Below are 21,101 nucleotides of genomic sequence, written 5' to 3' on the forward strand. Positions count from 1 at the left end.
GGGATATTTAGGAGTCTTTTATGGCCGTCGCCCTGAGCACCCTGGTCGAAGAAGCCGACCGTTACCTGGCAAGTGCGAAGATCGTCGATTACTGCCCCAACGGCTTGCAGGTCGAAGGCCGGCCGCAAGTGATGCGCATCGTCAGCGGTGTCACCGCCAGCCAGGCGCTGCTGGACGCCGCGGTCGAGGCCCAGGCCGATCTGGTGCTGGTGCATCACGGCTACTTCTGGAAAGGCGAGAACCCGTGCATCACCGGCATGAAGCAGCGCCGGTTGAAAACCCTGCTCAAGCACGACATCAGTCTGCTGTCTTATCACTTGCCGCTGGACCTGCACCCGGAAGTCGGGAACAACGTGCAGCTTGCCCGGCAACTGGACATCACCGTCGAAGGCCCGCTGGATCCGGACAATCTGAAAGTCGTCGGGCTGGTCGGCTCGTTGAGCGAACCGATGACCCCCCGCGATTTCGCCCGCCGCGTGCAGGAAGTCATGGGGCGCGAGCCGTTGCTGATCGAAGGCAGCGAGATGATTCGTCGGGTCGGCTGGTGCACCGGTGGCGGCCAGGGTTACATTGATCAGGCAGTGTTGGCCGGCGTTGATCTGTACCTCAGCGGCGAGGCCTCCGAGCAGACGTTCCACAGCGCCCGGGAAAACGACATCAGCTTCATCGCCGCTGGCCACCATGCCACCGAGCGTTACGGTGTGCAGGCGTTGGGCGATTACCTGGCGCGACGTTTCGCCCTCGAGCACATCTTCATCGATTGCCCGAACCCTATTTGATGCTGTACAGATTTTCACTTAACACCGCAATTCAACTGTGGGAGCGAGCCTGCTCGCGATGGCTGCGTCACATTCGACATTCATGTCACTGACACACCGCTATCGCGAGCAGGCTCGCTCCCACAGGTGCTCATACACCCGAACGGGCAGGTATATTCATATACTCTTTCGATCTAGCCGCCGTCCTGATTAGAAGGGGGCGCTGTGCTAGGATTCCCCGCTCGAACACGGCCCGAAGGCCGTCCATAAGATCGTTTTCGTGAGTAGCCATGGTCGACAAACTGACGCATCTGAAACAGCTGGAGGCCGAAAGCATCCACATCATCCGCGAGGTCGCCGCCGAGTTCGATAACCCGGTGATGCTGTACTCCGTCGGTAAAGACTCCGCCGTAATGCTGCATCTTGCGCGCAAGGCATTCTTCCCGGGCAAACTTCCGTTTCCGGTGATGCACGTCGACACCCAGTGGAAGTTCAAGGAAATGTACGCGTTCCGCGACCGCATGGTCGAAGAGCTCGGCCTGGACCTGCTGGTACACGTCAACCCCGAGGGTGTTGCGCAGGGTATCAACCCGCTCACCCACGGCAGTGCCAAGCACACCGACATCATGAAGACCGAAGGCCTCAAACAGGCCCTCGACAAGTATGGCTTCGATGCCGCATTCGGTGGCGCCCGTCGCGACGAAGAGAAGTCCCGGGCCAAAGAGCGCGTGTATTCCTTCCGTGACAGCAAGCACCGCTGGGACCCGAAAAACCAGCGCCCGGAGCTGTGGAACGTCTACAACGGCAAGGTCAACAAGGGCGAATCGATCCGCGTATTCCCGTTGTCGAACTGGACCGAGCTGGACATCTGGCAGTACATCTACCTCGAAGGCATCCCGATCGTGCCGCTGTATTTCGCTGCCGAGCGTGATGTCATCGAGATGAACGGCACCTGGATCATGATCGACGACGAGCGCCTGCTCAATCACCTGAGCGACGAAGACAAGGCGCGCATCGTCAAGAAGAAGGTCCGTTTCCGTACACTGGGCGACTACCCGTTGACCGGTGCTGTCGAGTCCGAGGCCACCAGCCTGACCGACATCATTCAGGAAATGCTCCTGACGCGAACTTCCGAACGCCAGGGCCGAGTCATCGATCACGATGGCGCCGGTTCCATGGAAGAAAAGAAACGTCAGGGTTATTTCTAAGGGGTTGTCATGTCGCACGCATCTGATTTGATCAGCGAGGACATCCTCGCCTACCTGGGCCAGCACGAACGCAAGGAAATGCTGCGCTTTCTGACTTGTGGCAACGTCGACGACGGCAAGAGCACCCTGATCGGGCGCCTGCTGCACGACTCCAAAATGATCTACGAAGATCACCTGGAAGCCATTACCCGCGACTCGAAAAAAGTCGGCACCACCGGCGAAGACATCGACCTGGCGTTGCTGGTCGACGGCTTGCAGGCCGAGCGTGAGCAGGGCATCACCATCGATGTCGCCTACCGCTATTTCTCTACCGCCAAGCGCAAATTCATCATCGCCGATACCCCCGGCCATGAGCAGTACACCCGCAACATGGCCACCGGTGCGTCCACCTGTGACCTGGCGATCATCCTGGTCGACGCCCGTTACGGCGTGCAGACCCAGACCCGTCGCCACAGCTTTATCGCCTCGTTGCTGGGCATCAAGCACATCGTGGTCGCCATCAACAAGATGGACCTCAACGGCTTCGACGAAAGCGTGTTCGAGTCGATCAAGGCCGATTACCTGAAGTTCGCCGAAGGCATCGCGTTCAAGCCGAGCACCATGGCGTTCGTGCCGATGTCCGCGCTCAAGGGCGACAACGTGGTGAACAAGTCCGAGCGCTCGCCGTGGTACACCGGCCAGTCGCTGATGGAAATCCTCGAAACCGTCGAAATCGCCAGCGACCGCAACTACACCGACCTGCGTTTCCCGGTGCAGTACGTCAACCGTCCGAACCTGAACTTCCGTGGTTTCGCCGGCACCCTGGCCAGCGGCATCGTGCACAAGGGCGACGAAGTCGTTGTGCTGCCGTCGGGCAAGAGCAGCCGCGTGAAATCCATTGTCACCTTCGAAGGTGAGCTGGAGCATGCAGGCCCTGGTCAAGCGGTGACGCTGACCATGGAAGACGAGATCGACATCTCCCGCGGCGACTTGCTGGTGCACGCCGACAACAAGCCGCAAGTGACTGACGCCTTCGACGCCATGCTGGTGTGGATGGCCGAAGAGCCGATGCTGCCGGGCAAGAAATACGACATCAAGCGTGCCACGACTTACGTGCCGGGTTCGATCACCAGCATCGTCAATCGCGTGGACGTGAACACCTTGGCCGAAGGGCCAGCCAGCTCGCTGCAACTGAACGAGATCGGTCGGGTCAAGATCAGCCTCGACGCGGCTATCGCGCTGGACGGTTACGACAGCAACCGCACCACCGGTTCGTTCATCGTCATCGATCGACTGACCAACGGCACGGTCGCGGCCGGCATGATCATCGCCCAGCCGTTGAGCCATGGCACCAGCACCCACCACGGCAAACTGGCGCACGTGGCCACCGAAGAACGCGCCCAGCGCTTCGGTCAGCAACCGGCCACTGTGTTGTTCAGCGGCCTGTCCGGCGCTGGCAAAAGCACCTTGGCGTATGCGGTTGAACGCAAGCTGTTCGACCTGGGCCGTGCGGTGTTTGTGCTCGATGGCCAGAACCTGCGTCACGACCTGAACAAAGGTCTGCCAAATGATCGCGCCGGGCGGACCGAAAACTGGCGTCGTGCGGCGCACGTTGCGCGTCAGTTCAACGAAGCCGGTTTGCTGACACTGGCGGCGTTTGTTGCTCCGAGTGCCGAAGGTCGTGAGCAGGCCAGGGACCTGATCGGCAAGGAGCGTCTGCTGACGGTCTACGTCCAGGCCTCGCCGACGGTCTGCGCCGAACGTGATCCGCAAGGTCTGTACGCGGCGGGTGGCGACAACATCCCGGGCGAATCCTTCCCTTACGACGTGCCGCTGGATGCCGATCTGGTGATCGACACCCAGTCGCTGTCGCTGGAAGAAAGCGTCAAGCAAGTGCTGGATCTGCTGCGTCAGCGTGGCGCGATCTAAGCGTTAGCTGCAAATAAAAAACTCGCAGATGAGTGATCGTCTGCGGGTTTTTTTGTGTCCTTGAGATCGCCATCGCGGGCAAGCCCGCTCCCACAGGGATCTTTAGCGGATACAGAATTTGCGTTTCACAGAGAACCACTGTGGGAGCGGGCTTGCCCGCGAAGAGGCCGGTACAAGCGCCTCAAACCTTGGCGGTGTGCTCACGGTGCATCTGCCCCAGCAGCGCATCCTTGTCATTCCACAGCTGATTGATCCAACCCTGAAACTCCAGGCGATACACCCCATCCTGGTCGTAGTTCTTGCCGATGAACTGCGGTGGAATCTTCAGTTCCTGAAAGTGCACCACCACGTCTTTCACATTACCGCAGAGCAAATCCCAGTAACCCGGGCGCCCCGCCGGGTAGTGGATGGTCACGTTGATGATGCCTTCCAGCTGGTCCCCCATGGCATCCAGCACGAACGCAATGCCGCCCGCTTTCGGCTTGAGCAGGTAGCGGAACGGTGAGCTCTGCTGTACGTGTTTGCCCTCGGTGAAGCGCGTGCCTTCGACGAAGTTGAAAATCCCCACCGGGTTATTGCGGAACTTGTCGCAGGTCTTGCGGGTGGTTTCCAGGTCTTTGCCTTTCTTCTCCGGGTGCTTTTCCAGATAGGCCTTGGAGTAACGCTTCATGAACGGAAAACCGAGCGCCCACCACGCCAGGCCAATCACCGGCACCCAGATCAGTTCCTGTTTGAGAAAGAACTTCAGCGGGCGGATGCGACGGTTGAGCACGTACTGCAACACCATGATGTCGACCCAGCTCTGGTGGTTGCTGGTGATCAGGTACGAGTGCTGATAGTCCAGACCTTCAAGCCCGCTGAGTTGCCAGCGCGTGTGCCCGAGCAAGTCCATCCAGGCTTTGTTGTTGCTGATCCAGGTTTCGTGGATATGGCCCATCAGCCAGTTGGTGAGACGCTGGGCGGCGGGGAAGGGCAGCAGCAGTTTGAAGATCGCCACCACGAACAGCGGGGTGCAGCAGGCAATCGTATTCAGCGCCAACAGCAGCGAGGCGATCACACCGCGCACGGGTGCAGGTAGGAAATCCAGCATTTAAACATCCATAGGTCGGTTGGCCGCTTGAATCGCGGTCAACGCGATGGTGTAGACGATGTCGTCGACTTGCGCGCCACGCGGCAGGTCGTTCACCGGTTTGCGCAGGCCTTGCAGCATCGGCCCGAGGCTGACGCAGTCGGCGCTGCGCTGCACGGCTTTGTGGGTGGTGTTGCCGGTGTTCAGGTCGGGGAACACGAACACCGTGGCACGACCGGCCACCTGACTGTTCGGCGCCAGTTGCCGGGCCACGGTTTCGTTGGCGGCGGCGTCGTACTGCAACGGGCCGTCGATCAACAGAGCGTTTTGCTGTTCGTGGGCGAGCAAGGTGGCCTCGCGAACCTTCTCGACTTCTTCGCCGCTGGCCGATTCACCGCTGGAGTAGCTGATCATCGCCACCCGTGGCGTGATGCCGAACGCTGCCGCCGAATCGGCGCTTTGCAACGCGATCTCGGCCAGTTCGCTGGCGCTCGGGTGCGGGTTCATCACGCAGTCGCCGTAAACCAGCACTTCTTCCGGAAACAGCATGAAAAATACCGACGACACCAGGGTGCAGCCCGGCGCGGTCTTGATCAGTTGCAGGGCCGGGCGGATGGTGTTGGCGGTGGAGTGAATGACCCCGGACACCAGCCCGTCGACTTCATCCAGCGCCAGCATCATGGTGCCGATCACCACGGTGTCTTCCAGTTGCTGCTCGGCCATGGGTGCATTGAGGCTTTTGCTTTTGCGCAGGGCGACCATTGGCTCTACGTAACGCTCGCGGATCAGGTCCGGGTCGAGGATTTCCAGCCCCGGCGGCAACTCGATGCCTTGGGCGCGGGCCACGGCTTCGACGTCTTCCGGTTTGGCCAGCAACACACAACGGGCAATGCCCCGCGCCTGACAGATCGCTGCAGCTTGTATGGTCAACGGCTCGCTGCCCTCAGGCAACACGATGCGCTTGTTGGCGGCCTGGGCACGCTGGATCAGTTGATAGCGGAACACCGCTGGCGACAGGCGCATTTCCCGTGGCGTGCCGCAGCGTTGGTGCAGCCAGTTGGCGTCGAGGTGGCTGGCGACGAAATCGGTGATGATCTCTGCACGTTCGCGGTCGTCGATCGGGATTTCCTTGTTCAAACCGTTCAACTGGTTGGCGGTTTCGTAGGAACCGGTGCTGACCGACAACACCGGCAAACCGGCCTGCAAGGCGCCACGGCACAGGTCCATGATGCGCGGGTCTGGCAGGGTGTCGCTGGTCAGCAACAGGCCGGCCAGGGGGACGCCGTTCATTGCCGCGAGGCTGACCGCGAGGATGATGTCGTCGCGATCGCCAGGGGTCACCACCAGCACGCCGGGCTTGAGCAGCTCCACGGTGTTGCGCACGGTGCGGGCGCAAATGATGATTTTGGTCATGCGCCGGGTTTCGTAGTCGCCGGCGTTGAGCACCTGAGCGCCCATCAGATCGGCCACGTCGCGGGTGCGCGGTGCGTTCAGTTCCGGTTGAAACGGGATACAGCCGAGCAGGCGGAAGTCGCCACTGCGCAGCAATGGCGAATGTTCTTTCAGGCGCGAGGCGAAGGCCTCCATGCTCTCGTCGGTTTTGACCTTGTTGAGGATCACGCCAAGGACTTTCGGGTCTTTCGGCCCGCCGAACAATTGCGCCTGCAATTCCACCCGACCAGAGAGTTCGGTCAGCACTTCGTTTTCCGGCGCCGAGACCAGAATCACTTCGGCGTCGAGGCTCTTGGCCAAATGCAGGTTGACCCGCGCGGCGTAGCTGGCGCTGCGGGTGGGGACCATGCCTTCGACAATCAGCACATCTTTGCCGACAGCGGCTTGCTGATAGAGGGTGATGATTTCTTCGAGCAACTCGTCCAGCTGACCGTCGCCGAGCATCCGCTCGACGTGGGCCAGGCCCAACGGCTGTGGCGGTTTCAAACCGTGAGTGCGGGCCACCAGTTCGGTGGAGCGTTCAGGGCCCGTGTCACCCGGGTGTGGCTGGGCAATCGGTTTGAAAAAGCCGACTTTGAGGCCGGCCCGCTCGAGGGTACGCACCAGCCCGAGGCTGATGGAGGTCAGACCCACACCAAAATCGGTGGGCGCGATAAAAAAAGTTTGCATGCGGATTCTCTGCAATGGTGAACGCCTATGGCTGGCGCTCTACCGATATTCAGTCGCCAAGGTTATCGCTAACCGAGCCCTGTGCGCACCAACCGCAATCAAAGGGCTGGCCTATTTTTTCATTGCGCAGCAAAGGGTCCAGCACCCAGGCCCGGGATTGCCACGGTGGCTGGTGCCGCAGGTGTTGGGTATGGCCGCAGGAAAGCTCGGCCACCCAGTGCCCGTCCTCGTCCTGATGAAAGCCTGTGACCGTCGAGCCTTTCGCCGCAATCCGTCTGTCCGGGTTGTGTTCGCTTTCGGACGATTGCTTCGCTAAACTTGGACATTCATCATTCTTATGCAAAAGGTCTCGCCCCATGCTGATCGCCGCCAATAAGGCTGTCTCCATCGACTATACCCTGACCAACGACGCTGGTGAGGTCATCGACAGCTCCGCCGGCGGCGCGCCGCTGGTCTACCTGCAAGGCGCAGGTAACATCATCCCGGGCCTGGAAAAGGCACTGGAAGGCAAAGCCGTCGGTGAAGAACTGACTGTCGCCGTAGAACCTGAAGATGCCTACGGCGAATACGCTGCCGAACTGGTCAGCACCCTGAGCCGCAGCATGTTCGAAGGCGTCGACGAACTGGAAGTGGGCATGCAGTTCCACGCTTCCGCTCCGGACGGCCAGATGCAGATCGTCACCATTCGCGATCTGGACGGCGATGATGTCACCGTCGACGGCAACCACCCGTTGGCCGGTCAGCGCCTGAATTTCCAGGTCAAGATCGTCGCCATCCGTGACGCCAGCCAGGAAGAAATCGCTCATGGTCACGTCCATGGCGAAGGTGGCCATCACCACTGATTTTCTGCGCTAAGCTTTCGAGAACTGGAGAGGCGCCCGAGGGCGCCTTTTTAGTCCGCGGCTGTCCTTGGCGACATGACCAAGTGGCTGTTTCGAGAAGAACACGGGAAATTTGGAGTCCGTCATGAGTGCTTTTCACGACCTTACATTGAAAACTTTGGATGGCCAGGAGTTACCTCTGGCGCCCTTCAAAGGGCACGTCGTGCTGGTGGTCAACGTCGCCTCCAAATGTGGCTTGACCCCACAATACGCGGCGCTGGAAAACCTCTACCAGCAATACAAGGACAAGGGTTTCAGTGTGCTGGGCCTGCCGTGCAACCAGTTTGCCGGGCAGGAACCGGGCACAGAGAAAGAGATCCAGGAGTTTTGCAGCCTCAACTATGGCGTGACCTTTCCGTTGTCCAGCAAGCTGGAGGTCAACGGTCATGAGCGTCATCAGCTGTACCGTCTGCTGGCGGGCGAGGGGGCGGAATTCCCGGGCGACATCACCTGGAACTTCGAAAAATTCCTGCTGGGCAAGGACGGTCGTGTATTGGCGCGGTTCTCGCCTCGTACGGCGCCGGATGATCCGGCTGTGATTCAGGCGATTGAAAAAGCTCTGAGTTAAAAGCGAAGATCAAGATCAAAAGATCGCAGCCTTCGGCAGCTCCTACAGGTGTTCACATTCCTCTGTAGGAGCTGCCGAAGGCTGTGATCTTTTCGTTTCTAATCCTTAATCACTTAAATCAATAGTGCTGTTCAAGGCTGGTTGCTCTCCATATTATCGCCGTCATAAAGCCTATGTCCCGTGGAGCGTCCCGTGCCCGTCAAAGCCCTGTTCAAACCTTTTCAACTCGGCGCTCTCGAACTGCCGACCCGTGTCGTCATGGCGCCGATGACCCGCTCGTTTTCGCCGGGCGGTGTGCCCAACTCCAAAGTGATCGAATACTACCGTCGCCGTGCCGCCGCCGGGGTTGGCCTGATCATCACCGAAGGCACCACCGTCGGTCACAAGGCGTCCAACGGCTACCCGAATGTGCCGCATTTCTACGGTGAAGCCGCGTTGGCTGGCTGGAAAAAAGTCGTCGACGCGGTGCATGCCGAAGGCGGCAAGATCGTTCCGCAACTGTGGCATGTGGGCAGCGTGCGGCGCATCGGCACCGAGCCGGATGCCAGCGTGCCGGGTTACGGCCCGTCGGATAAATTGAAGGACGGTCAGGTGGTGGTTCACGGCATGACCCGCCAGGACATCCAGGACGTGATCGCCGCGTTCGCCCAAGCGGCCGAAGACGCCCAGAGCATCGGCATGGACGGCGTGGAAATCCACGGTGCTCACGGTTATCTGGTGGATCAGTTCTTCTGGGAAGGCAGCAACCAGCGTACCGACGAATACGGTGGCAGCCTGGCTAACCGCTCGCGCTTCGCCATCGAACTGATTGAGGCGGTGCGTGCAGCGGTCGGCGAGGGTTTCCCGATCATCTTCCGTTTCTCCCAGTGGAAGCAGCAGGACTACACCGCCCGCCTGGTGCAGACGCCAGAGGCGTTGGGCGAGTTCCTCAAGCCGTTGTCCGACGCCGGCGTGGATATTTTCCACTGCTCGACGCGGCGTTTCTGGGAGCCGGAGTTCGACGGTTCCGAACTGAACCTGGCGGGCTGGACCCGCAAGCTCTCCGGCAAACCGACCATCACCGTGGGCAGCGTTGGCCTGGACGGCGAGTTCCTGCAGTTCATGGTCAACACCGACAAGATCGCACAACCGGCCAGCCTGGAAAAACTGCTGGAGCGTTTGAATAACGATGAGTTCGACCTGGTGGCGGTAGGCCGTGCGTTGCTGGTGGACCCGGACTGGGCGCAGAAAGTGCGGGACGGACGTGAGGAAGACATCCTGCCGTTTAGCCGTGAAGCGTTGATGACGTTGGTTTAAGTAGCGTCTGGAAGGGCCCCATCGCGGGCAAGCCCGCTCCCACAGTGTTCTGCGTCACACACAAATCCTGTGGGAGCGGGCTCGCCCGCGATGATGGCCTCAAGGTCAGCAAAGATTCAGGGTAATGTCTGAGCATCAGGAACCACCTGCTCCCCAACGCAAGCCCCGCGCAACTGCCCCTCGAACTGCTCGATAATCGCCGCCCACCCCTGACGACTCGCATGCTGGCGCGCATTAAGGCGCACGCAACGCAAGGTTTCGCGCTCCTCCAGCAGCCAACGCGCCGCATCGCAGAACGCCTCTTCATCCCCGGGCATGGCCAGTACGCCGTTGTAGCCATGGCGAATATGCTGGGCTGCTGCCGCCTGATCGTACGCCACTACCCCCAGCCCCGAGGCCAATGCCTCAAGCACTACATTGCCAAAGGTTTCGGTCAGGCTCGGAAACAGAAACACATCCCCCGACGCATAGTGAGTGGCCAGCGCTTCGCCGCGTTGTGAGCCGCAAAAAATCGCCTCGGGCAATTCCTTTTCCAGCGTCGCTCGTAGCGGACCGTCACCGACCACAATCAATTTCATGTTCCGCTGTGGATAAGTAGTTTTCAACGTGTCGAAACTGCGCTTGAGCAGGCCAAGATTCTTCTCCTGGGCCAGGCGTCCTACGTGGATGAAGGCAATATCATCCTCGGCCAGCCCCCATTGCTCGCGCAGCGGTTTCAGCCGTTTGGCCGGATGAAACAACTGGCTGTCGACGCCTCGAGAGAGCAATTCCAGGCGCTCGAAACTGCGACGCTCCAGCTCCAGTCGCTGGCTGGCGCTGGGCACCAGGGTCAGGGTCGAGCGATTGTGAAACCAGCGCAGGTAGTGGGTCAGCAAGCGCGTCAGCAGTCCCAGGCCGTACTGTCTGGAGTACTGCTGGAAGTTGGTATGAAAGCCACTGACCACCGAAATCCCCAAACGCCGTGCGGCGCGCAACGCGGACAACCCCAGCGGTCCTTCGGTGGCGATGTACAACACATCCGGGCGATGGCGCTTCCAGCGCCGCAGCAGCTTGTGCATCGACGACTGACCCCATTGCAGGCCGGGATAACCCGGCAGCGGCCAGCCCCGACACAGCAGCAACTCATCATTGTTGCCTATGAGCGGGTCGCAATCCTGACGTGGCCGCACCAACTCGACCTGATGCCCGCGTGCGCGCAAACCATCGAACAAGCGACCCAGAGTATTGGCCACGCCGTTGATTTCCGGTGGGAAGGTTTCGGTGATCAGAGTGATATGCAGAGCTGTCGTCATGACCTCAGTGTCGGCTGAGGCCATGTCGTCATTGTGACGTTGGGATGATGGATTTGTGACGCGATTAACTGCGCTGTGCCACCAGGTGTTCCGTGCCACGCTCGCGCACCCAGAATAGCGTCGCCCCCGCCACGGCCGCCGGCATCATCAGAATATTGACCACCGGAATCAGCAGCACCAGATAAACACTCCCGCCGAAACTCATGCTCTGCCAGCGCTTCTGCCGCAGCCAGGCGAGCATTTCGTTCCAGCCCAGCTTATGGTTATCCGCCGGGTAGTCGATGTACTGGATCGCCATCATCCACACCCCGAACAGCAGCCACAGCGGCGCGGCGATGATGTTGACCACCGGGATGAACGACAGGATGAACAGCCCGATGGCTCTTGGCAGGAAGTAGCCGAGTTTGCGCATTTCCCGGGCTAGGGTGCGGGGGATCATGGCGATCAGTTCGCCCCAGCTGAAGGTCGGGAAGTCGTCGGTGCCGCGCACCACCACTTCGACTTTCTCCGCGAGGAAGCCATTGAACGGCGCGGCGATGACGTTGGCGAGCATGGTGAAGGTGAAGAACACCATCAGCACCACCAGCACGACGAACAGTGGCCAGAGGATGTAACTGAGAAAACTCAGCCAGTCGGGCAGGGACGGCATCAGCGTATCGACCCACAGGCTGAACTGATGACCGGCCAGATAGATCAATCCGACGAACAGCACCAGGTTGATCGCCAGCGGTAACAACACGAACAAGCGCAGGCTTGGGCTCAGGACCAGCTTGAGGCCCTCGCGCAAATATTGCGGGCCGGACAGAACAGGGGCGGGCATAACGTGCTCCGAGCAAGAGGAAAACGCGCCGACCTTACCGGCTTTGCCTGACGGGCGAAAGCGCGGTAGCGGCATCGACATTAACTGTAACAAAGGCGTCTATACATTCACTGCAACGGAATAGAGACCGCCTATGAGCTGGATTGTTAAACCGTATTTCCTTAATCTTCGCCCCCTCGATACGCTGCACCCATTCTTTTTACAGGACTGTCGAGCTCAAGCCTTCCCCAAGTGCTTTCAACGGTCCTTTTTTATTCCCGCCGGCAATCCGGCGTTCCGCGCCCAGTGTTTCGGGCCGGTCAACAGGAGCAGGTCATGTCTGAAGTTCGTCATTCGCGAGTGATTATTCTCGGTTCCGGCCCTGCCGGTTACAGCGCCGCGGTCTATGCCGCCCGTGCCAACCTCAAGCCACTGCTGATCACCGGCATGCAGGCGGGCGGTCAACTGACCACCACCACCGAAGTCGACAACTGGCCGGGCGACGTCCATGGCCTGACCGGCCCGGCGCTGATGGAACGCATGAAAGAGCACGCCGAGCGCTTTGAAACCGAGATCGTGTTCGATCACATCAATGCCGTGGACTTCGCCGCCAAGCCATACACCTTGATTGGCGACAGCGCGACTTACACCTGCGATGCACTGATCATCGCCACCGGTGCCAGCGCCCGTTACCTGGGCCTGCCGTCGGAAGAAACGTTCATGGGCAAAGGCGTGTCGGCCTGCGCGACCTGCGACGGTTTCTTCTATCGCAACAAGCCAGTGGCTGTGGTGGGTGGTGGTAACACTGCTGTAGAAGAAGCCCTGTATCTGGCCAACATCGCCAGCACCGTAACCTTGATCCACCGTCGCGAAACCTTCCGTGCCGAGAAGATCCTGATCGACAAGCTCAATGCCCGGGTTGCCGAAGGCAAGATCATCCTGAAGCTGAACTCGACCCTGGACGAAGTGCTGGGCGACAACATGGGCGTGACCGGTGCTCGCCTGAAGAACAACGACGGCAGCTTCGACGAGCTGAAAGTCGACGGCGTGTTCATCGCCATCGGCCACACCCCGAACACTTCGTTGTTCGAAGGTCAGTTGACGTTGAAAGACGGCTACCTGGTTGTGAAGGGTGGCCGTGATGGCAACGCCACCGCCACCAGTGTCGAAGGTATCTTTGCCGCCGGTGACGTGGCTGACCACGTTTACCGTCAGGCTATTACCTCGGCCGGTGCCGGTTGCATGGCGGCACTGGATGCCGAGCGCTACCTCGATGATCTGCAGAACGCTTGATTCTGATTCTGTAGAAAGCAAAAAACCGGCTTCGGCCGGTTTTTTTGTGCCTTCAGAAAAGTGCAGTAAACCTGTGGGAGCGGGCTTGCCCGCGATGGCGGTGGGTCAGGCGACATTAATGTTGAATGATAAATCGCTATCGCGGGCAAGCCCGCTCCCACAGGATGTGCGTCGACTTCAACGCTCAGGCCAATTTCTTCAGGCACGCCTCGAGGATATCCAGCCCTTCCTCCAGCACGGCGGCCTCGGTGGTCAGTGGCGCCAGCAGACGAATGATGTGGCGCGACTTGCCGCTGGGCATCAGCAGCAAGCCCGAATCTCGCGCCAGTGCCAGTAGCTGCGTCAGTTGTGCCGAAGCCGGTGTGCCGTCGGCATTGATCAGCTCGATGCCGCGCATTGCACCGACGCCGGTCAAGCGACCCAGATACGGTGACAGTTCGCGGGCTCGCCAGGATTCATAACGGCTGACAATCGCTTCTTCCTGTTGCGTGCCCCAGGCGTGCAGGTGTGCATCACTCACTTCGTCCAGTGTCGCCAACGCGGCGGCGCAGGCGATGGGGTTACCCGAATAGGTGCCGCCCAATCCGCCCTTGGGCAAGTTATCGAGCAGCGACTTGCGCCCGACCACCGCACCCAACGGCACGCCGCCGGCAATGCTTTTACCCAGCAGGATCAGGTCCGGCTCAATGCCCAATCGCGAGAACGCAAACCGCTGGCCGGTACGGCCGAAGCCGGACTGGATTTCATCGGCGATCAGCAGGATGCCTTTGTCATCACAGAAACGTCGCAGCGCCTGGGCAAACTCCACGTCCATCGCCAGGAAGCCCGCTTCGCCCTGCACCGGTTCGACGATAAAACAGGCCACGTCATCAACGTCGATTTCGACGCTGAACAGACGGTCCATGGCTTTCAGGGCCTCGGCACAGGTCACGCCGTTGTCTTTGCTGGGGAATGGCAGATGAAACACCGGCCCCGGCAGCACACCGACTTTCTGTTTGTAGGGGGCGACTTTGCCGTTGAGGTTCAGAGTAGCGAGCGTGCGACCGTGGAAGGCACCATCGAAGGCGATGACTGCGGTGCGACCGGTGGCGCCACGGACGATCTTCAGGGCGTTTTCCGCCGCTTCCGCACCGCTGTTGGTGAGCATGCCGCTGACCGGATAGTCCACCGGAATAAACGCAGTGAGGCGATCCATCAGTTCGAGGTAAGGCACATGCGGGGCGGCGTTGAACGCGTAGTGGGTCAGCCGGGTGGCCTGTTCGCGAATGGCCTCGACGATGCGTGGATGGCAATGGCCGAGGTTCAGCACGCCGATACCACCGACAAAATCGATGTAGCGTTTGCCGTCGGAGTCCCAGACCTCGGCGTTTTTACCGTGGCTGAGCGTGACGGGGTGAACGATGTTGATTGACCGACTGATGTTTTCGCTGCTCATGGATACCGGACTCAGAAGAAGGGTTTCTTCTTTTTATCTAAGCCGCGAGCAGCGGTGCCCGGCAAACGAAATAAAGTTGCCGGGTCAATCTTAAAAGTCGGGATGTGCCGCTAATACCTGTAGGAGCACGGCTTGCCGGCGATGGCGTTCTTGAGATCGCCTTCGCCGGCAAGCCGTGCTCCTGCAAAAAGCTTTTTAGCGGCGAGTCAGCGGCTGCTGCGCGAACTTCACACCCGCCAACCCATGGGCAATCAGCGCGCGGATATTGCCGTGGTCGCTGCCTTCAGGTGTGGCCACCACCGAACGGTAATGCTCGCCGAACGCCAACAGTGCTTCTTCATTGCTCAGACCTTCCAGCAATGCCAGGCCCAAGGTCTTGCACGAACCTTCGTTCTGCCCTGCCGCGTTTTCCACGCCGCCGTTATTGAACGACTGAGGCTGATAGTCGTAACCGGCGGCAATGAACGCCAGGGTGTCGGCGAAAGCATGCTCGCCGCTCTTGAGGCTGGCGCGCAGGGTGTTCAAATCACTCATTGGGTTTTCCTTTGGCGAACGCCGCTTGTTGGTCGGCGCTGGCTTCTTTCTGGTATTGGGCTTTCCACTCGGCGTACGGCATGCCGTAAACCACTTCGCGGGCTTCGTCGAGGCTGACGTCGATCTGGCGTTCGTCGGCGGCGGCCTTGTACCACTTGGACAGGCAGTTGCGGCAGAAACCCGAGAGGTTCATCAGGTCGATGTTCTGCACGTCCTTGCGGCTGTCCAGGTGGGCAACCAGCCGGCGAAAGGCGGCGGCTTCAAGTTCCAGGCGTTGTTGATCGTTCATGATGGGCTCTGTGCAATCAAATCGTGGCGCGGATGATAAAAGCCTGGCGAGCGATGCGCCAGACGCTGTCAGCGGCTTGCGGCCAGGGTAATTGACACCGACTCGGCGAAGCGCAGGGCGTGGGGCTTGTCGACTTCGACTTCGGCGTACAGCACCGACTCATTGGCCATGATCAGGTCCAGTAACTCCTGGGTCAGGCGCTCGAGCAAGGCAAAGCGATTGCCCTCCACGTGGGCGATGATCGCCTTGGTGATGGTGCGGTAATTCAACGCGTGATCGATATCGTTGTCACGCACTGCCTCCTGGGCGGCATACAGGATGGTCAGGTTGATCAGCACATCCTGCTTGTTGAGGATTTCGTCCTCGTTGATCCCGATGAAAGTTCGCAAACACAGGTTCTTGACCCGGATGCGTGCCATTCCTGGTTGAAGTTGTGGCATTGCTACTTGCTCCGTCCAATCAATTGCAGGAACTCCTGACGGGTGTTGCTCGACTCGCGGAAGGCACCGAGCATCACCGAGGTGTTCATGGTCGAATTCTGTTTCTCGACGCCGCGCATCATCATGCACATGTGCTGGGCTTCGATGACCACCGCGACACCGGCGGCGTCGGTCACTTGCTGCACGGCGTCGGCGATTTGCCGGGTGAGGTTTTCCTGGATTTGCAGGCGGCGGGCGAACATATCCACAAGCCGCGCAATCTTCGACAGGCCCAGCACTTTGCCCGTTGGAATATATGCCACATGCGCCTTGCCGATGAAGGGCAACATGTGATGTTCACACAGTGAGTACAACTCGATGTTGTCGACAATGATCATTTCATCGTTGTCGGAGGCGAACAGCGCGCCGTTGACGATCTCTTCGACACTCTGTTCGTAACCATGACACAGGTACTGCATGGCTTTCGCGGCGCGCACCGGCGTATCGAGCAGGCCTTCGCGGTCGGGGTTTTCACCGAGGCCGACGAGGATCTCGCGATAGCTCTGGGACAGCGTGTTCCGGGGCAGGGATAACGTCATGGGACATCCTCGCGGGGGCGGCTTATTTGACGTGCCGTCCGCCGTTGACGGTCAGGGTCGTGCCGGTGACATAAGGGTTGTCGAGCAAATAGCGCAGGCTCTGGTAGATCACTTCGCTGCCCGGTTCGATGCCCAGTGCGGATTTGGCCAGGACCCTGGCGCGGTACGCCGCGTCGTCGTCGGGATTGAACAGTAGCAGGGCTGGCGCGATACCGTTGACCTTGATGCCCGGCGCGAACTTGGCGGCAAAGGACAGGGTCAGGCTGTCGAGCCCGGCTTTGCTGGCGCAGTAGCCGATGTGTTTGCTGCTGCCCTTGCGGGTCACGTCATCGCTGATGTGGATGATGTCGGCGGGGCTTGAACGCCGTAGCAGGTCGGCACAGTGCAGGTTGATCAGGTAGGGTGCCAGCATGTGCACGCTGAACATGCGGGTGAAGGCTTCGACTTCGGCACCTGGGGTTTCGGCCAGCCATTCGGAGGCGTTATGGACAATCGCCCGCAAGCTGTCGGTGTGGTTCTTAAGTTCGCCGATGAACGCGAAGATTCCGGCCTCGCTGGAAAAGTCCGCGAACACCGCAATCGCTCCCAAGTCGCGCAGAGTCTTTACGCCGGGGCGTTCGCTGCGGTAGCTGAAGATTACCGGATGGCCGTCTTCGAGCAAACGCTGCGCACAGTACAGGCCGACACGCTGGCCGGCACCGGTGATGAGGATTGGGGCTGCGGAAGAGGTCATGAACGGCTCGCGTCGCGGTTAGAGCAAAACTATACCAGCGACGGGAGGCGTACACCTATTGTGGGAGCAGGCTTGCTCGCGAAAGCGGTGTGTCAGGCGACATCTATGTTGACTGTACCGCCGTCTTCGCGAGCAAGCCCGCTGCCACAGGGGGATCAGCGATGCTCGGTTGAGGGTTCGGCGGGCAACGGATGTGCCGGTGTACTGTGCAGCCAGTTAGCCAATAGACGGGTCGATAGCGGAATGAAGAAGTAAACCATCAGTGGCGTCAGGCACAGGGTGCTGACGAATACTCGGGTCAGCAAACCCGTTTCAGCCAATAGCGGCCCCAGGACGAAGTTGAACAACAGGGACACCGGGAAGAATGCCAGCCAGATTGCCACGGCCTGTTTCCAGCGTGGTGGGCGTTGGCCGACCGCACCAAACCAGCCATCGATGCCACTGACCCGATGCTCCAAGGGATGGGCAAACAGATCGCTGCCGCGCCCCAACCAGGCGGTACGCGACGCGGAATGCTCCCAGGCGTGCATGGTCTGCTCGTTGGCGAAGCGGAAGATAATCTGGAATTCGTCATCGTCGGGCGGCGGAGCGAGCACGCCAGAGCCGAGATAACCGGGGAAGTCGGTGGCCAGTTGTTCGCCTTCGCGCAGCCAGGCCATCAGGTCCTGATAACGCCCATCGGCGACGCGGCGCGCAACCATCAGCGTGACGGGTGAAGTAGACATTGTGTATCTCCATATTACTAACGCGTCGCTCCGGATAAGAGCTTCGCCAGACACAGCGCCGGGGTGGTGGGCTGCATCTCGGGACAAGCAAGGATTATTCCTGATTATGCCATGGACATCAGTACCTGCTTCTTTCAACAACGTGTTGAATGCTGTCGCGGCAGGAGAGTTATAATATATCCAAATTTATACATGGATGTAGATTCAAAGATGCCTGTGCTGAGCAACCTTGCGCCTAGCTTTCCCACCAGTACCTCCCTGATTCGAGAAGAGCTGTTTCCGATTCGTGAGGTTGCGCGCCTGACGGGAGTCAACCCGGTCACACTAAGAGCATGGGAGCGACGGTACGGGTTGATACAGCCCACTCGCACCGAAAGTGGGCATCGTTTGTATTCGTTGACCGATATCGAGCGGGTTCGCAGCATCGTTGGCTGGATCGAACGCGGTGTCGCAGTCAGCAAGGTCGGCAAGATACTGGCCAAGACCGAACCGCTCAAGGTGCTGGTGCAGACCTCTCCCAACGAACTCGCTCAGGCTGACTGCGACCAATGGCAGCAGCAGGTCAAGGCGGCGGTGAGCGTTTTTGACGAAGTTCGACTGGAGCAAGTCTACGGTCAGATTTTTTCCAGGTACCCGCTGACGGTGCTGTTTCAGGACATTCTGATTCCGATCTGGAAGCAACTGCTACAACGCCATGAAGCGTTCGGTCAGGCCAGCGAGTGGCTTTTTCTGGATGGTTTTCTGCGTGCTCGAGTGTTGCAACGCCTGCTGCTGGTACGTGTCATGGAACCGCGACGAGTGCTTGTCTGCACCCTGGCCGATCAATGTCGTGAACTTGATGTACTGGTCACGGCGCTGTATCTGAGCAGCGTCGATTCGGCTATTCAGCTGTTGGCGATCGGTCAGCCCTTCGACGAGTTGATCCTGGTCTGCGAGAAGATCAAGCCCAAGGCACTGGTGCTGGTTTCCAATCACGCACCTGCCGCCGAACTGCCTCGACGTTTGAACCGTCTGGCCATGAGCCTGGATTGTCAGGTGTTGCTGGCCGGGGATGCATCGGACCTGGCGCAGGAGAGCCTGGCCGGATCGTCGATCGGTTGCCTGGGAAACGAGGGAGTGTTGATGCGCCAGCGTCTGAAACAGTTCCTGGCGGGGAATCTGGATACCTGAGATTCAGAGATGCAGTGCGGGATGGGTCAGGCGATGTTGCTGAAGAATGTACTGACGCAGACGTTCGGTTTCATCCGTGTCGCTCTGGCTCAACTCATAGGCGTAGAAACCCTGCTCGGTTTCGCGCTCGAAGGTGCCGCGCAACGCAATTCGTTCATAGCCTGACGGACTGAACCACAACGCGAAATGTTTTGGTGCCTTGGTCTTGTTACGAACCTCCAGCAAGACCCCTTTGAACGATATTTCATGCACCCACATCGTGCCGGGTTGGCCTTTGGCATTTTCCAGCGCCACGGGTTCTTCGAGCGCCAGGCGCCATGGCCGAATCATCGGCCCGTCTTCATAAATACTGGGGACACCGAGGCGCAGATGCATCGCATGGAATTCATCTTCCACCAGGTGCAGCGGGAAGGTCATTTGCTGATTTTCGAAATTGGCCTGGATGGTCACTTGTTCATGAGCGGCCAGGCGAGTGAGCAAGTCACGAATCTGCGAACCACCGTTGACGAGCAGGCTCGACGTCGCATCCCGTACATTGAGTTGCGGGTTGTGTTGCATGGTCTGGATAAAATCCAGCTCATCCTGGGTCAGGAGTGCGTCGCGCTGCATGATTTGCTCGAAAGGAATAGTCACAAAGTCATCGGTGATTGTAGTAAATGACCGTTAATTCGCAGATTGGTTTGAGCCGTTCGTCGTTTGAGTGCGCAAAGTTCAGCCTGTACCTCGGCCAATTGCGCCTCCAGTTGCGCGACTCGCCGCTGAGTCTTGACCTGCCCGGTGACGTCTTTCTGCACCCCGACGAAATAGGTCTGTCCGTCGTGCGGGTTTTTTACCGTGGAAAGCGACAGTTCGTTCCAGAACGGTGTGCCGTCCTTGCGGTAATTCCTGAGGATTTCCCGGCAGGAACCGTCATTATCCAACGCTTGGCGAATCAAGGCGAGGGCGGACTGATCCCGGTCTCCTGCCTGCAAAAAACGGCAATCCTGGTAGAGGATTTCTTCGCTGGTATAACCCGTCAGGCGTTCGAATGCCGGGTTTACGTAAATCAGGATGTTGTCCTGCTCGCCTTCCTTTTCGGCAATCACGATGCCGTCGTTGGAGGCGTTGATCACCATTTGCAGCAGTTGGGCATTGATCATCGCAGCGTCCTTTGCGTATTGATTGATGCGCTGCATTCTAAAAGATCAATGAAGGCGGTGCTGTTAATATCTCGATCTTTTACTCAGCTTCAGGATCAGATTGATGAAAGTCGCCATCCTTTCCGGCTCGGTGTACGGCACGGCTGAAGAAGTTGCCCGCCACGCTGCAAGCATTTTGAACGTCGCCGGTTTTGAAACCTGGCACAACCCGCGCGCGACACTCGCTGATGTTCTGGCGTTTGGCCCCGAAGCATTTCTGGCGGTGACCTCGACCACTGGCATGGGCGAGTTGCCAGACAACCTGCAACCACTGTATTCAATGATCCGCGATCAATTGCCCGCCGGCTGGCGCGGTTTGCCGGGTGCGGTGATCGGTTTGGGCGACTCGAGTTATGGCGATACGTTCTGCGGCGGCGGCGAGCAAATGCGCGAGTTGTTCGGCGAATTGGGCGTGCGCGAAGTCCTGCCGATGCTGCGCCTGGACGCCAGCGAAACCGTGACCCCGGAAACCGACGCCGAACCTTGGCTGGCGAACCTCGTCAGCGCTCTGCGGGGCTGACTTGTGGGAGCGAGCCTGCTCGCGATAGCGGCGGGTCAGGCAACATTGATGCTGAAGGTGCCGCCGTCATCGCGAGCAGGCTCGCTCCCACAAGTTTGCGCGGCTTAACTTAACTTACGGGCATTAAGGCCTACGCGCCTTTATTGGGCGGGTGCCTTGACATGGATCCAGACTCACCCGCGCACTGACTCGTTCGGCCATCAAGCTGGCTGCCAATGCAACTACACGAAGTCCGGGGGCTGACTAGACTGCTGTAACGTCGGTAAAACGATAAGAACCCAGAAAAATAAAAATCAGAGGTCTTGC

At 59.4% G+C, this 21,101-nt stretch carries 22 protein-coding genes and 1 pseudogene; 9 read left to right on the forward strand and 14 right to left on the reverse strand.

Going from position 1 to position 21,101, the window contains the following annotated elements; all coding sequences use genetic code 11:
* The first annotated feature begins 20 nt into the window (after nucleotides 1–20).
* The 3 genes from AACY49_RS10950 to cysN all read left to right on the forward strand — a co-directional run bounded on the left by AACY49_RS10950 (nucleotide 21) and on the right by cysN (nucleotide 3,874).
* The gene (locus AACY49_RS10950; RefSeq protein WP_339523660.1) at nucleotides 21–779 is read left to right on the forward strand and encodes a Nif3-like dinuclear metal center hexameric protein; all 759 of its coding nucleotides are present in this window, start codon (nucleotides 21–23) and stop codon (nucleotides 777–779) included.
* 269 nt (nucleotides 780–1,048) lie between these two features.
* Nucleotides 1,049–1,966, forward strand: coding sequence for a sulfate adenylyltransferase subunit CysD (gene cysD / locus AACY49_RS10955; protein WP_007941268.1), 918 nt, complete (start codon nucleotides 1,049–1,051; stop codon nucleotides 1,964–1,966).
* Nucleotides 1,967–1,975: 9 nt separating this feature from the next.
* Nucleotides 1,976–3,874 (forward strand): sulfate adenylyltransferase subunit CysN, encoded by a 1,899-nt coding sequence (gene cysN, locus AACY49_RS10960; RefSeq protein ID WP_339523662.1) that lies wholly within the window; start codon nucleotides 1,976–1,978, stop codon nucleotides 3,872–3,874.
* 181 nt (nucleotides 3,875–4,055) lie between these two features.
* On the opposite strand, the gene AACY49_RS10965 is transcribed toward cysN, so the two are convergent.
* The 3 genes from AACY49_RS10965 to AACY49_RS10975 are packed head-to-tail and all read right to left on the reverse strand — an operon-like array spanning nucleotide 4,056 to nucleotide 7,452.
* Nucleotides 4,056–4,964 (reverse strand): acyltransferase, encoded by a 909-nt coding sequence (locus AACY49_RS10965; protein WP_258697524.1) that lies wholly within the window; start codon nucleotides 4,962–4,964, stop codon nucleotides 4,056–4,058.
* The gene (pta, locus tag AACY49_RS10970; protein WP_339523666.1) at nucleotides 4,965–7,064 is read right to left on the reverse strand and encodes a phosphate acetyltransferase; all 2,100 of its coding nucleotides are present in this window, start codon (nucleotides 7,062–7,064) and stop codon (nucleotides 4,965–4,967) included. It abuts the gene before it with no gap.
* 49 nt (nucleotides 7,065–7,113) lie between these two features.
* Nucleotides 7,114–7,452 carry a DUF3565 domain-containing protein gene (locus tag AACY49_RS10975; RefSeq protein WP_320392217.1) on the reverse strand — a complete coding sequence of 113 codons (339 nt, stop codon included), beginning with the start codon at nucleotides 7,450–7,452 and terminating at the stop codon, nucleotides 7,114–7,116.
* Between AACY49_RS10975 and AACY49_RS10980 the strand changes: the two genes are divergently transcribed.
* The 3 genes from AACY49_RS10980 (at nucleotide 7,421) to AACY49_RS10990 (ending at nucleotide 9,809) form a co-directional block, all read left to right on the forward strand.
* On the forward strand, nucleotides 7,421–7,906 hold the full coding sequence (locus AACY49_RS10980; protein WP_095193885.1) for an FKBP-type peptidyl-prolyl cis-trans isomerase: 486 nt from the start codon (nucleotides 7,421–7,423) through the stop codon (nucleotides 7,904–7,906). The two genes, AACY49_RS10975 and AACY49_RS10980, sit on opposite strands and share 32 nt — an antisense overlap.
* Nucleotides 7,907–8,030: 124 nt before the next feature.
* Entirely contained in the window at nucleotides 8,031–8,513 is a 483-nt protein-coding gene (locus AACY49_RS10985; protein WP_258697521.1) for a glutathione peroxidase, read from the forward strand.
* Between the two features lie 192 nt (nucleotides 8,514–8,705).
* Entirely contained in the window at nucleotides 8,706–9,809 is a 1,104-nt protein-coding gene (locus tag AACY49_RS10990; RefSeq protein ID WP_339523667.1) for an NADH:flavin oxidoreductase, read from the forward strand.
* A gap of 116 nt (nucleotides 9,810–9,925) precedes the next feature.
* On the opposite strand, the gene AACY49_RS10995 is transcribed toward AACY49_RS10990, so the two are convergent.
* Both AACY49_RS10995 and cysZ read right to left on the reverse strand, forming a co-directional pair.
* Nucleotides 9,926–11,125, reverse strand: a complete 1,200-nt coding sequence (locus AACY49_RS10995) for a glycosyltransferase family 4 protein (protein WP_339523668.1) — start codon at nucleotides 11,123–11,125, stop codon at nucleotides 9,926–9,928.
* A gap of 40 nt (nucleotides 11,126–11,165) precedes the next feature.
* The gene (gene cysZ / locus AACY49_RS11000) at nucleotides 11,166–11,921 is read right to left on the reverse strand and encodes a sulfate transporter CysZ (protein ID WP_339523669.1); all 756 of its coding nucleotides are present in this window, start codon (nucleotides 11,919–11,921) and stop codon (nucleotides 11,166–11,168) included.
* A 315-nt stretch (nucleotides 11,922–12,236) separates the two neighbouring features.
* On the opposite strand from cysZ, the gene trxB reads away from it, so the two are divergent.
* Complete coding sequence (gene trxB / locus AACY49_RS11005) at nucleotides 12,237–13,193, forward strand: thioredoxin-disulfide reductase (RefSeq protein ID WP_258697517.1); 957 nt, start codon at nucleotides 12,237–12,239, stop codon at nucleotides 13,191–13,193.
* A 184-nt stretch (nucleotides 13,194–13,377) separates the two neighbouring features.
* Here the strand turns inward: trxB and AACY49_RS11010 are convergent, their stop codons facing one another.
* The 7 genes from AACY49_RS11010 to AACY49_RS11040 form a co-directional block, all read right to left on the reverse strand.
* A complete protein-coding gene (locus AACY49_RS11010; RefSeq protein ID WP_339523671.1) occupies nucleotides 13,378–14,628 on the reverse strand; it encodes a 2-aminoadipate transaminase in 1,251 nt (416 codons plus the stop codon).
* 195 nt (nucleotides 14,629–14,823) lie between these two features.
* Nucleotides 14,824–15,162 (reverse strand): HopJ type III effector protein, encoded by a 339-nt coding sequence (locus AACY49_RS11015; RefSeq protein WP_258697515.1) that lies wholly within the window; start codon nucleotides 15,160–15,162, stop codon nucleotides 14,824–14,826.
* Complete coding sequence (locus tag AACY49_RS11020) at nucleotides 15,155–15,451, reverse strand: DUF1244 domain-containing protein (RefSeq protein ID WP_018927179.1); 297 nt, start codon at nucleotides 15,449–15,451, stop codon at nucleotides 15,155–15,157. Before AACY49_RS11020 ends, AACY49_RS11015 begins: the two co-directional genes overlap by 8 nt.
* Nucleotides 15,452–15,519: 68 nt before the next feature.
* Nucleotides 15,520–15,891, reverse strand: a complete 372-nt coding sequence (gene folX / locus AACY49_RS11025; protein ID WP_258697514.1) for a dihydroneopterin triphosphate 2'-epimerase — start codon at nucleotides 15,889–15,891, stop codon at nucleotides 15,520–15,522.
* A 2-nt stretch (nucleotides 15,892–15,893) separates the two neighbouring features.
* Complete coding sequence (gene folE / locus AACY49_RS11030) at nucleotides 15,894–16,469, reverse strand: GTP cyclohydrolase I FolE (protein ID WP_258697513.1); 576 nt, start codon at nucleotides 16,467–16,469, stop codon at nucleotides 15,894–15,896.
* A gap of 22 nt (nucleotides 16,470–16,491) precedes the next feature.
* Nucleotides 16,492–17,202: a dihydromonapterin reductase gene (gene folM / locus AACY49_RS11035; RefSeq protein ID WP_258697512.1), complete on the reverse strand. Its 711-nt coding sequence runs from the start codon at nucleotides 17,200–17,202 to the stop codon at nucleotides 16,492–16,494.
* 155 nt (nucleotides 17,203–17,357) lie between these two features.
* On the reverse strand, nucleotides 17,358–17,927 hold the full coding sequence (locus tag AACY49_RS11040; protein WP_320392204.1) for an antibiotic biosynthesis monooxygenase: 570 nt from the start codon (nucleotides 17,925–17,927) through the stop codon (nucleotides 17,358–17,360).
* A gap of 192 nt (nucleotides 17,928–18,119) precedes the next feature.
* Here AACY49_RS11040 and AACY49_RS11045 point away from each other — a divergent pair, with 192 nt between their 5' ends.
* Nucleotides 18,120–19,097 carry a MerR family transcriptional regulator gene (locus AACY49_RS11045; RefSeq protein ID WP_258697510.1) on the forward strand — a complete coding sequence of 326 codons (978 nt, stop codon included), beginning with the start codon at nucleotides 18,120–18,122 and terminating at the stop codon, nucleotides 19,095–19,097.
* 3 nt (nucleotides 19,098–19,100) lie between these two features.
* Here AACY49_RS11045 and AACY49_RS11050 read toward each other — a convergent pair whose 3' ends face one another.
* Complete coding sequence (locus tag AACY49_RS11050; RefSeq protein WP_258700792.1) at nucleotides 19,101–19,706, reverse strand: hypothetical protein; 606 nt, start codon at nucleotides 19,704–19,706, stop codon at nucleotides 19,101–19,103.
* A 54-nt stretch (nucleotides 19,707–19,760) separates the two neighbouring features.
* Nucleotides 19,761–20,236, reverse strand: a pseudogene (locus tag AACY49_RS11055) (PAS domain-containing protein).
* A 103-nt stretch (nucleotides 20,237–20,339) separates the two neighbouring features.
* Here AACY49_RS11055 and AACY49_RS11060 point away from each other — a divergent pair.
* Nucleotides 20,340–20,795, forward strand: a complete 456-nt coding sequence (locus tag AACY49_RS11060; protein WP_258697509.1) for a flavodoxin — start codon at nucleotides 20,340–20,342, stop codon at nucleotides 20,793–20,795.
* The last annotated feature ends 306 nt before the right edge of the window (nucleotides 20,796–21,101 follow it).

This window comes from Pseudomonas sp. EL_65y_Pfl2_R96 (assembly GCF_963970905.1).
Taxonomy (GTDB): Bacteria; Pseudomonadota; Gammaproteobacteria; order Pseudomonadales; family Pseudomonadaceae; genus Aquipseudomonas.

Bases quoted from the DNA above. Each gene is read 5' to 3' on its own strand.
- trxB (WP_258697517.1), top strand. From the start codon at position 12,237: ATGTCTGAAGTTCGTCATTCGCGAGTGATTATTCTCGGTTCCGGCCCT.
- pta (WP_339523666.1), bottom strand. From the start codon at position 7,064: ATGCAAACTTTTTTTATCGCGCCCACCGATTTTGGTGTGGGTCTGACC.
- AACY49_RS10975 (WP_320392217.1), bottom strand. From the start codon at position 7,452: ATGGAGACAGCCTTATTGGCGGCGATCAGCATGGGGCGAGACCTTTTG.
- AACY49_RS10985 (WP_258697521.1), top strand. From the start codon at position 8,031: ATGAGTGCTTTTCACGACCTTACATTGAAAACTTTGGATGGCCAGGAG.
- AACY49_RS10980 (WP_095193885.1), top strand. From the start codon at position 7,421: ATGCTGATCGCCGCCAATAAGGCTGTCTCCATCGACTATACCCTGACC.
- AACY49_RS11015 (WP_258697515.1), bottom strand. From the start codon at position 15,162: ATGAGTGATTTGAACACCCTGCGCGCCAGCCTCAAGAGCGGCGAGCAT.
- cysN (WP_339523662.1), top strand. From the start codon at position 1,976: ATGTCGCACGCATCTGATTTGATCAGCGAGGACATCCTCGCCTACCTG.
- folE (WP_258697513.1), bottom strand. From the start codon at position 16,469: ATGACGTTATCCCTGCCCCGGAACACGCTGTCCCAGAGCTATCGCGAG.
- AACY49_RS11045 (WP_258697510.1), top strand. From the start codon at position 18,120: ATGGATGTAGATTCAAAGATGCCTGTGCTGAGCAACCTTGCGCCTAGC.
- AACY49_RS11020 (WP_018927179.1), bottom strand. From the start codon at position 15,451: ATGAACGATCAACAACGCCTGGAACTTGAAGCCGCCGCCTTTCGCCGG.
- AACY49_RS10995 (WP_339523668.1), bottom strand. From the start codon at position 11,125: ATGGCCTCAGCCGACACTGAGGTCATGACGACAGCTCTGCATATCACT.
- AACY49_RS11010 (WP_339523671.1), bottom strand. From the start codon at position 14,628: ATGAGCAGCGAAAACATCAGTCGGTCAATCAACATCGTTCACCCCGTC.
- AACY49_RS11040 (WP_320392204.1), bottom strand. From the start codon at position 17,927: ATGTCTACTTCACCCGTCACGCTGATGGTTGCGCGCCGCGTCGCCGAT.
- AACY49_RS10950 (WP_339523660.1), top strand. From the start codon at position 21: ATGGCCGTCGCCCTGAGCACCCTGGTCGAAGAAGCCGACCGTTACCTG.
- folM (WP_258697512.1), bottom strand. From the start codon at position 17,202: ATGACCTCTTCCGCAGCCCCAATCCTCATCACCGGTGCCGGCCAGCGT.
- cysZ (WP_339523669.1), bottom strand. From the start codon at position 11,921: ATGCCCGCCCCTGTTCTGTCCGGCCCGCAATATTTGCGCGAGGGCCTC.
- AACY49_RS11060 (WP_258697509.1), top strand. From the start codon at position 20,340: ATGAAAGTCGCCATCCTTTCCGGCTCGGTGTACGGCACGGCTGAAGAA.
- folX (WP_258697514.1), bottom strand. From the start codon at position 15,891: ATGCCACAACTTCAACCAGGAATGGCACGCATCCGGGTCAAGAACCTG.
- AACY49_RS10965 (WP_258697524.1), bottom strand. From the start codon at position 4,964: ATGCTGGATTTCCTACCTGCACCCGTGCGCGGTGTGATCGCCTCGCTG.
- cysD (WP_007941268.1), top strand. From the start codon at position 1,049: ATGGTCGACAAACTGACGCATCTGAAACAGCTGGAGGCCGAAAGCATC.
- AACY49_RS11050 (WP_258700792.1), bottom strand. From the start codon at position 19,706: ATGCAGCGCGACGCACTCCTGACCCAGGATGAGCTGGATTTTATCCAG.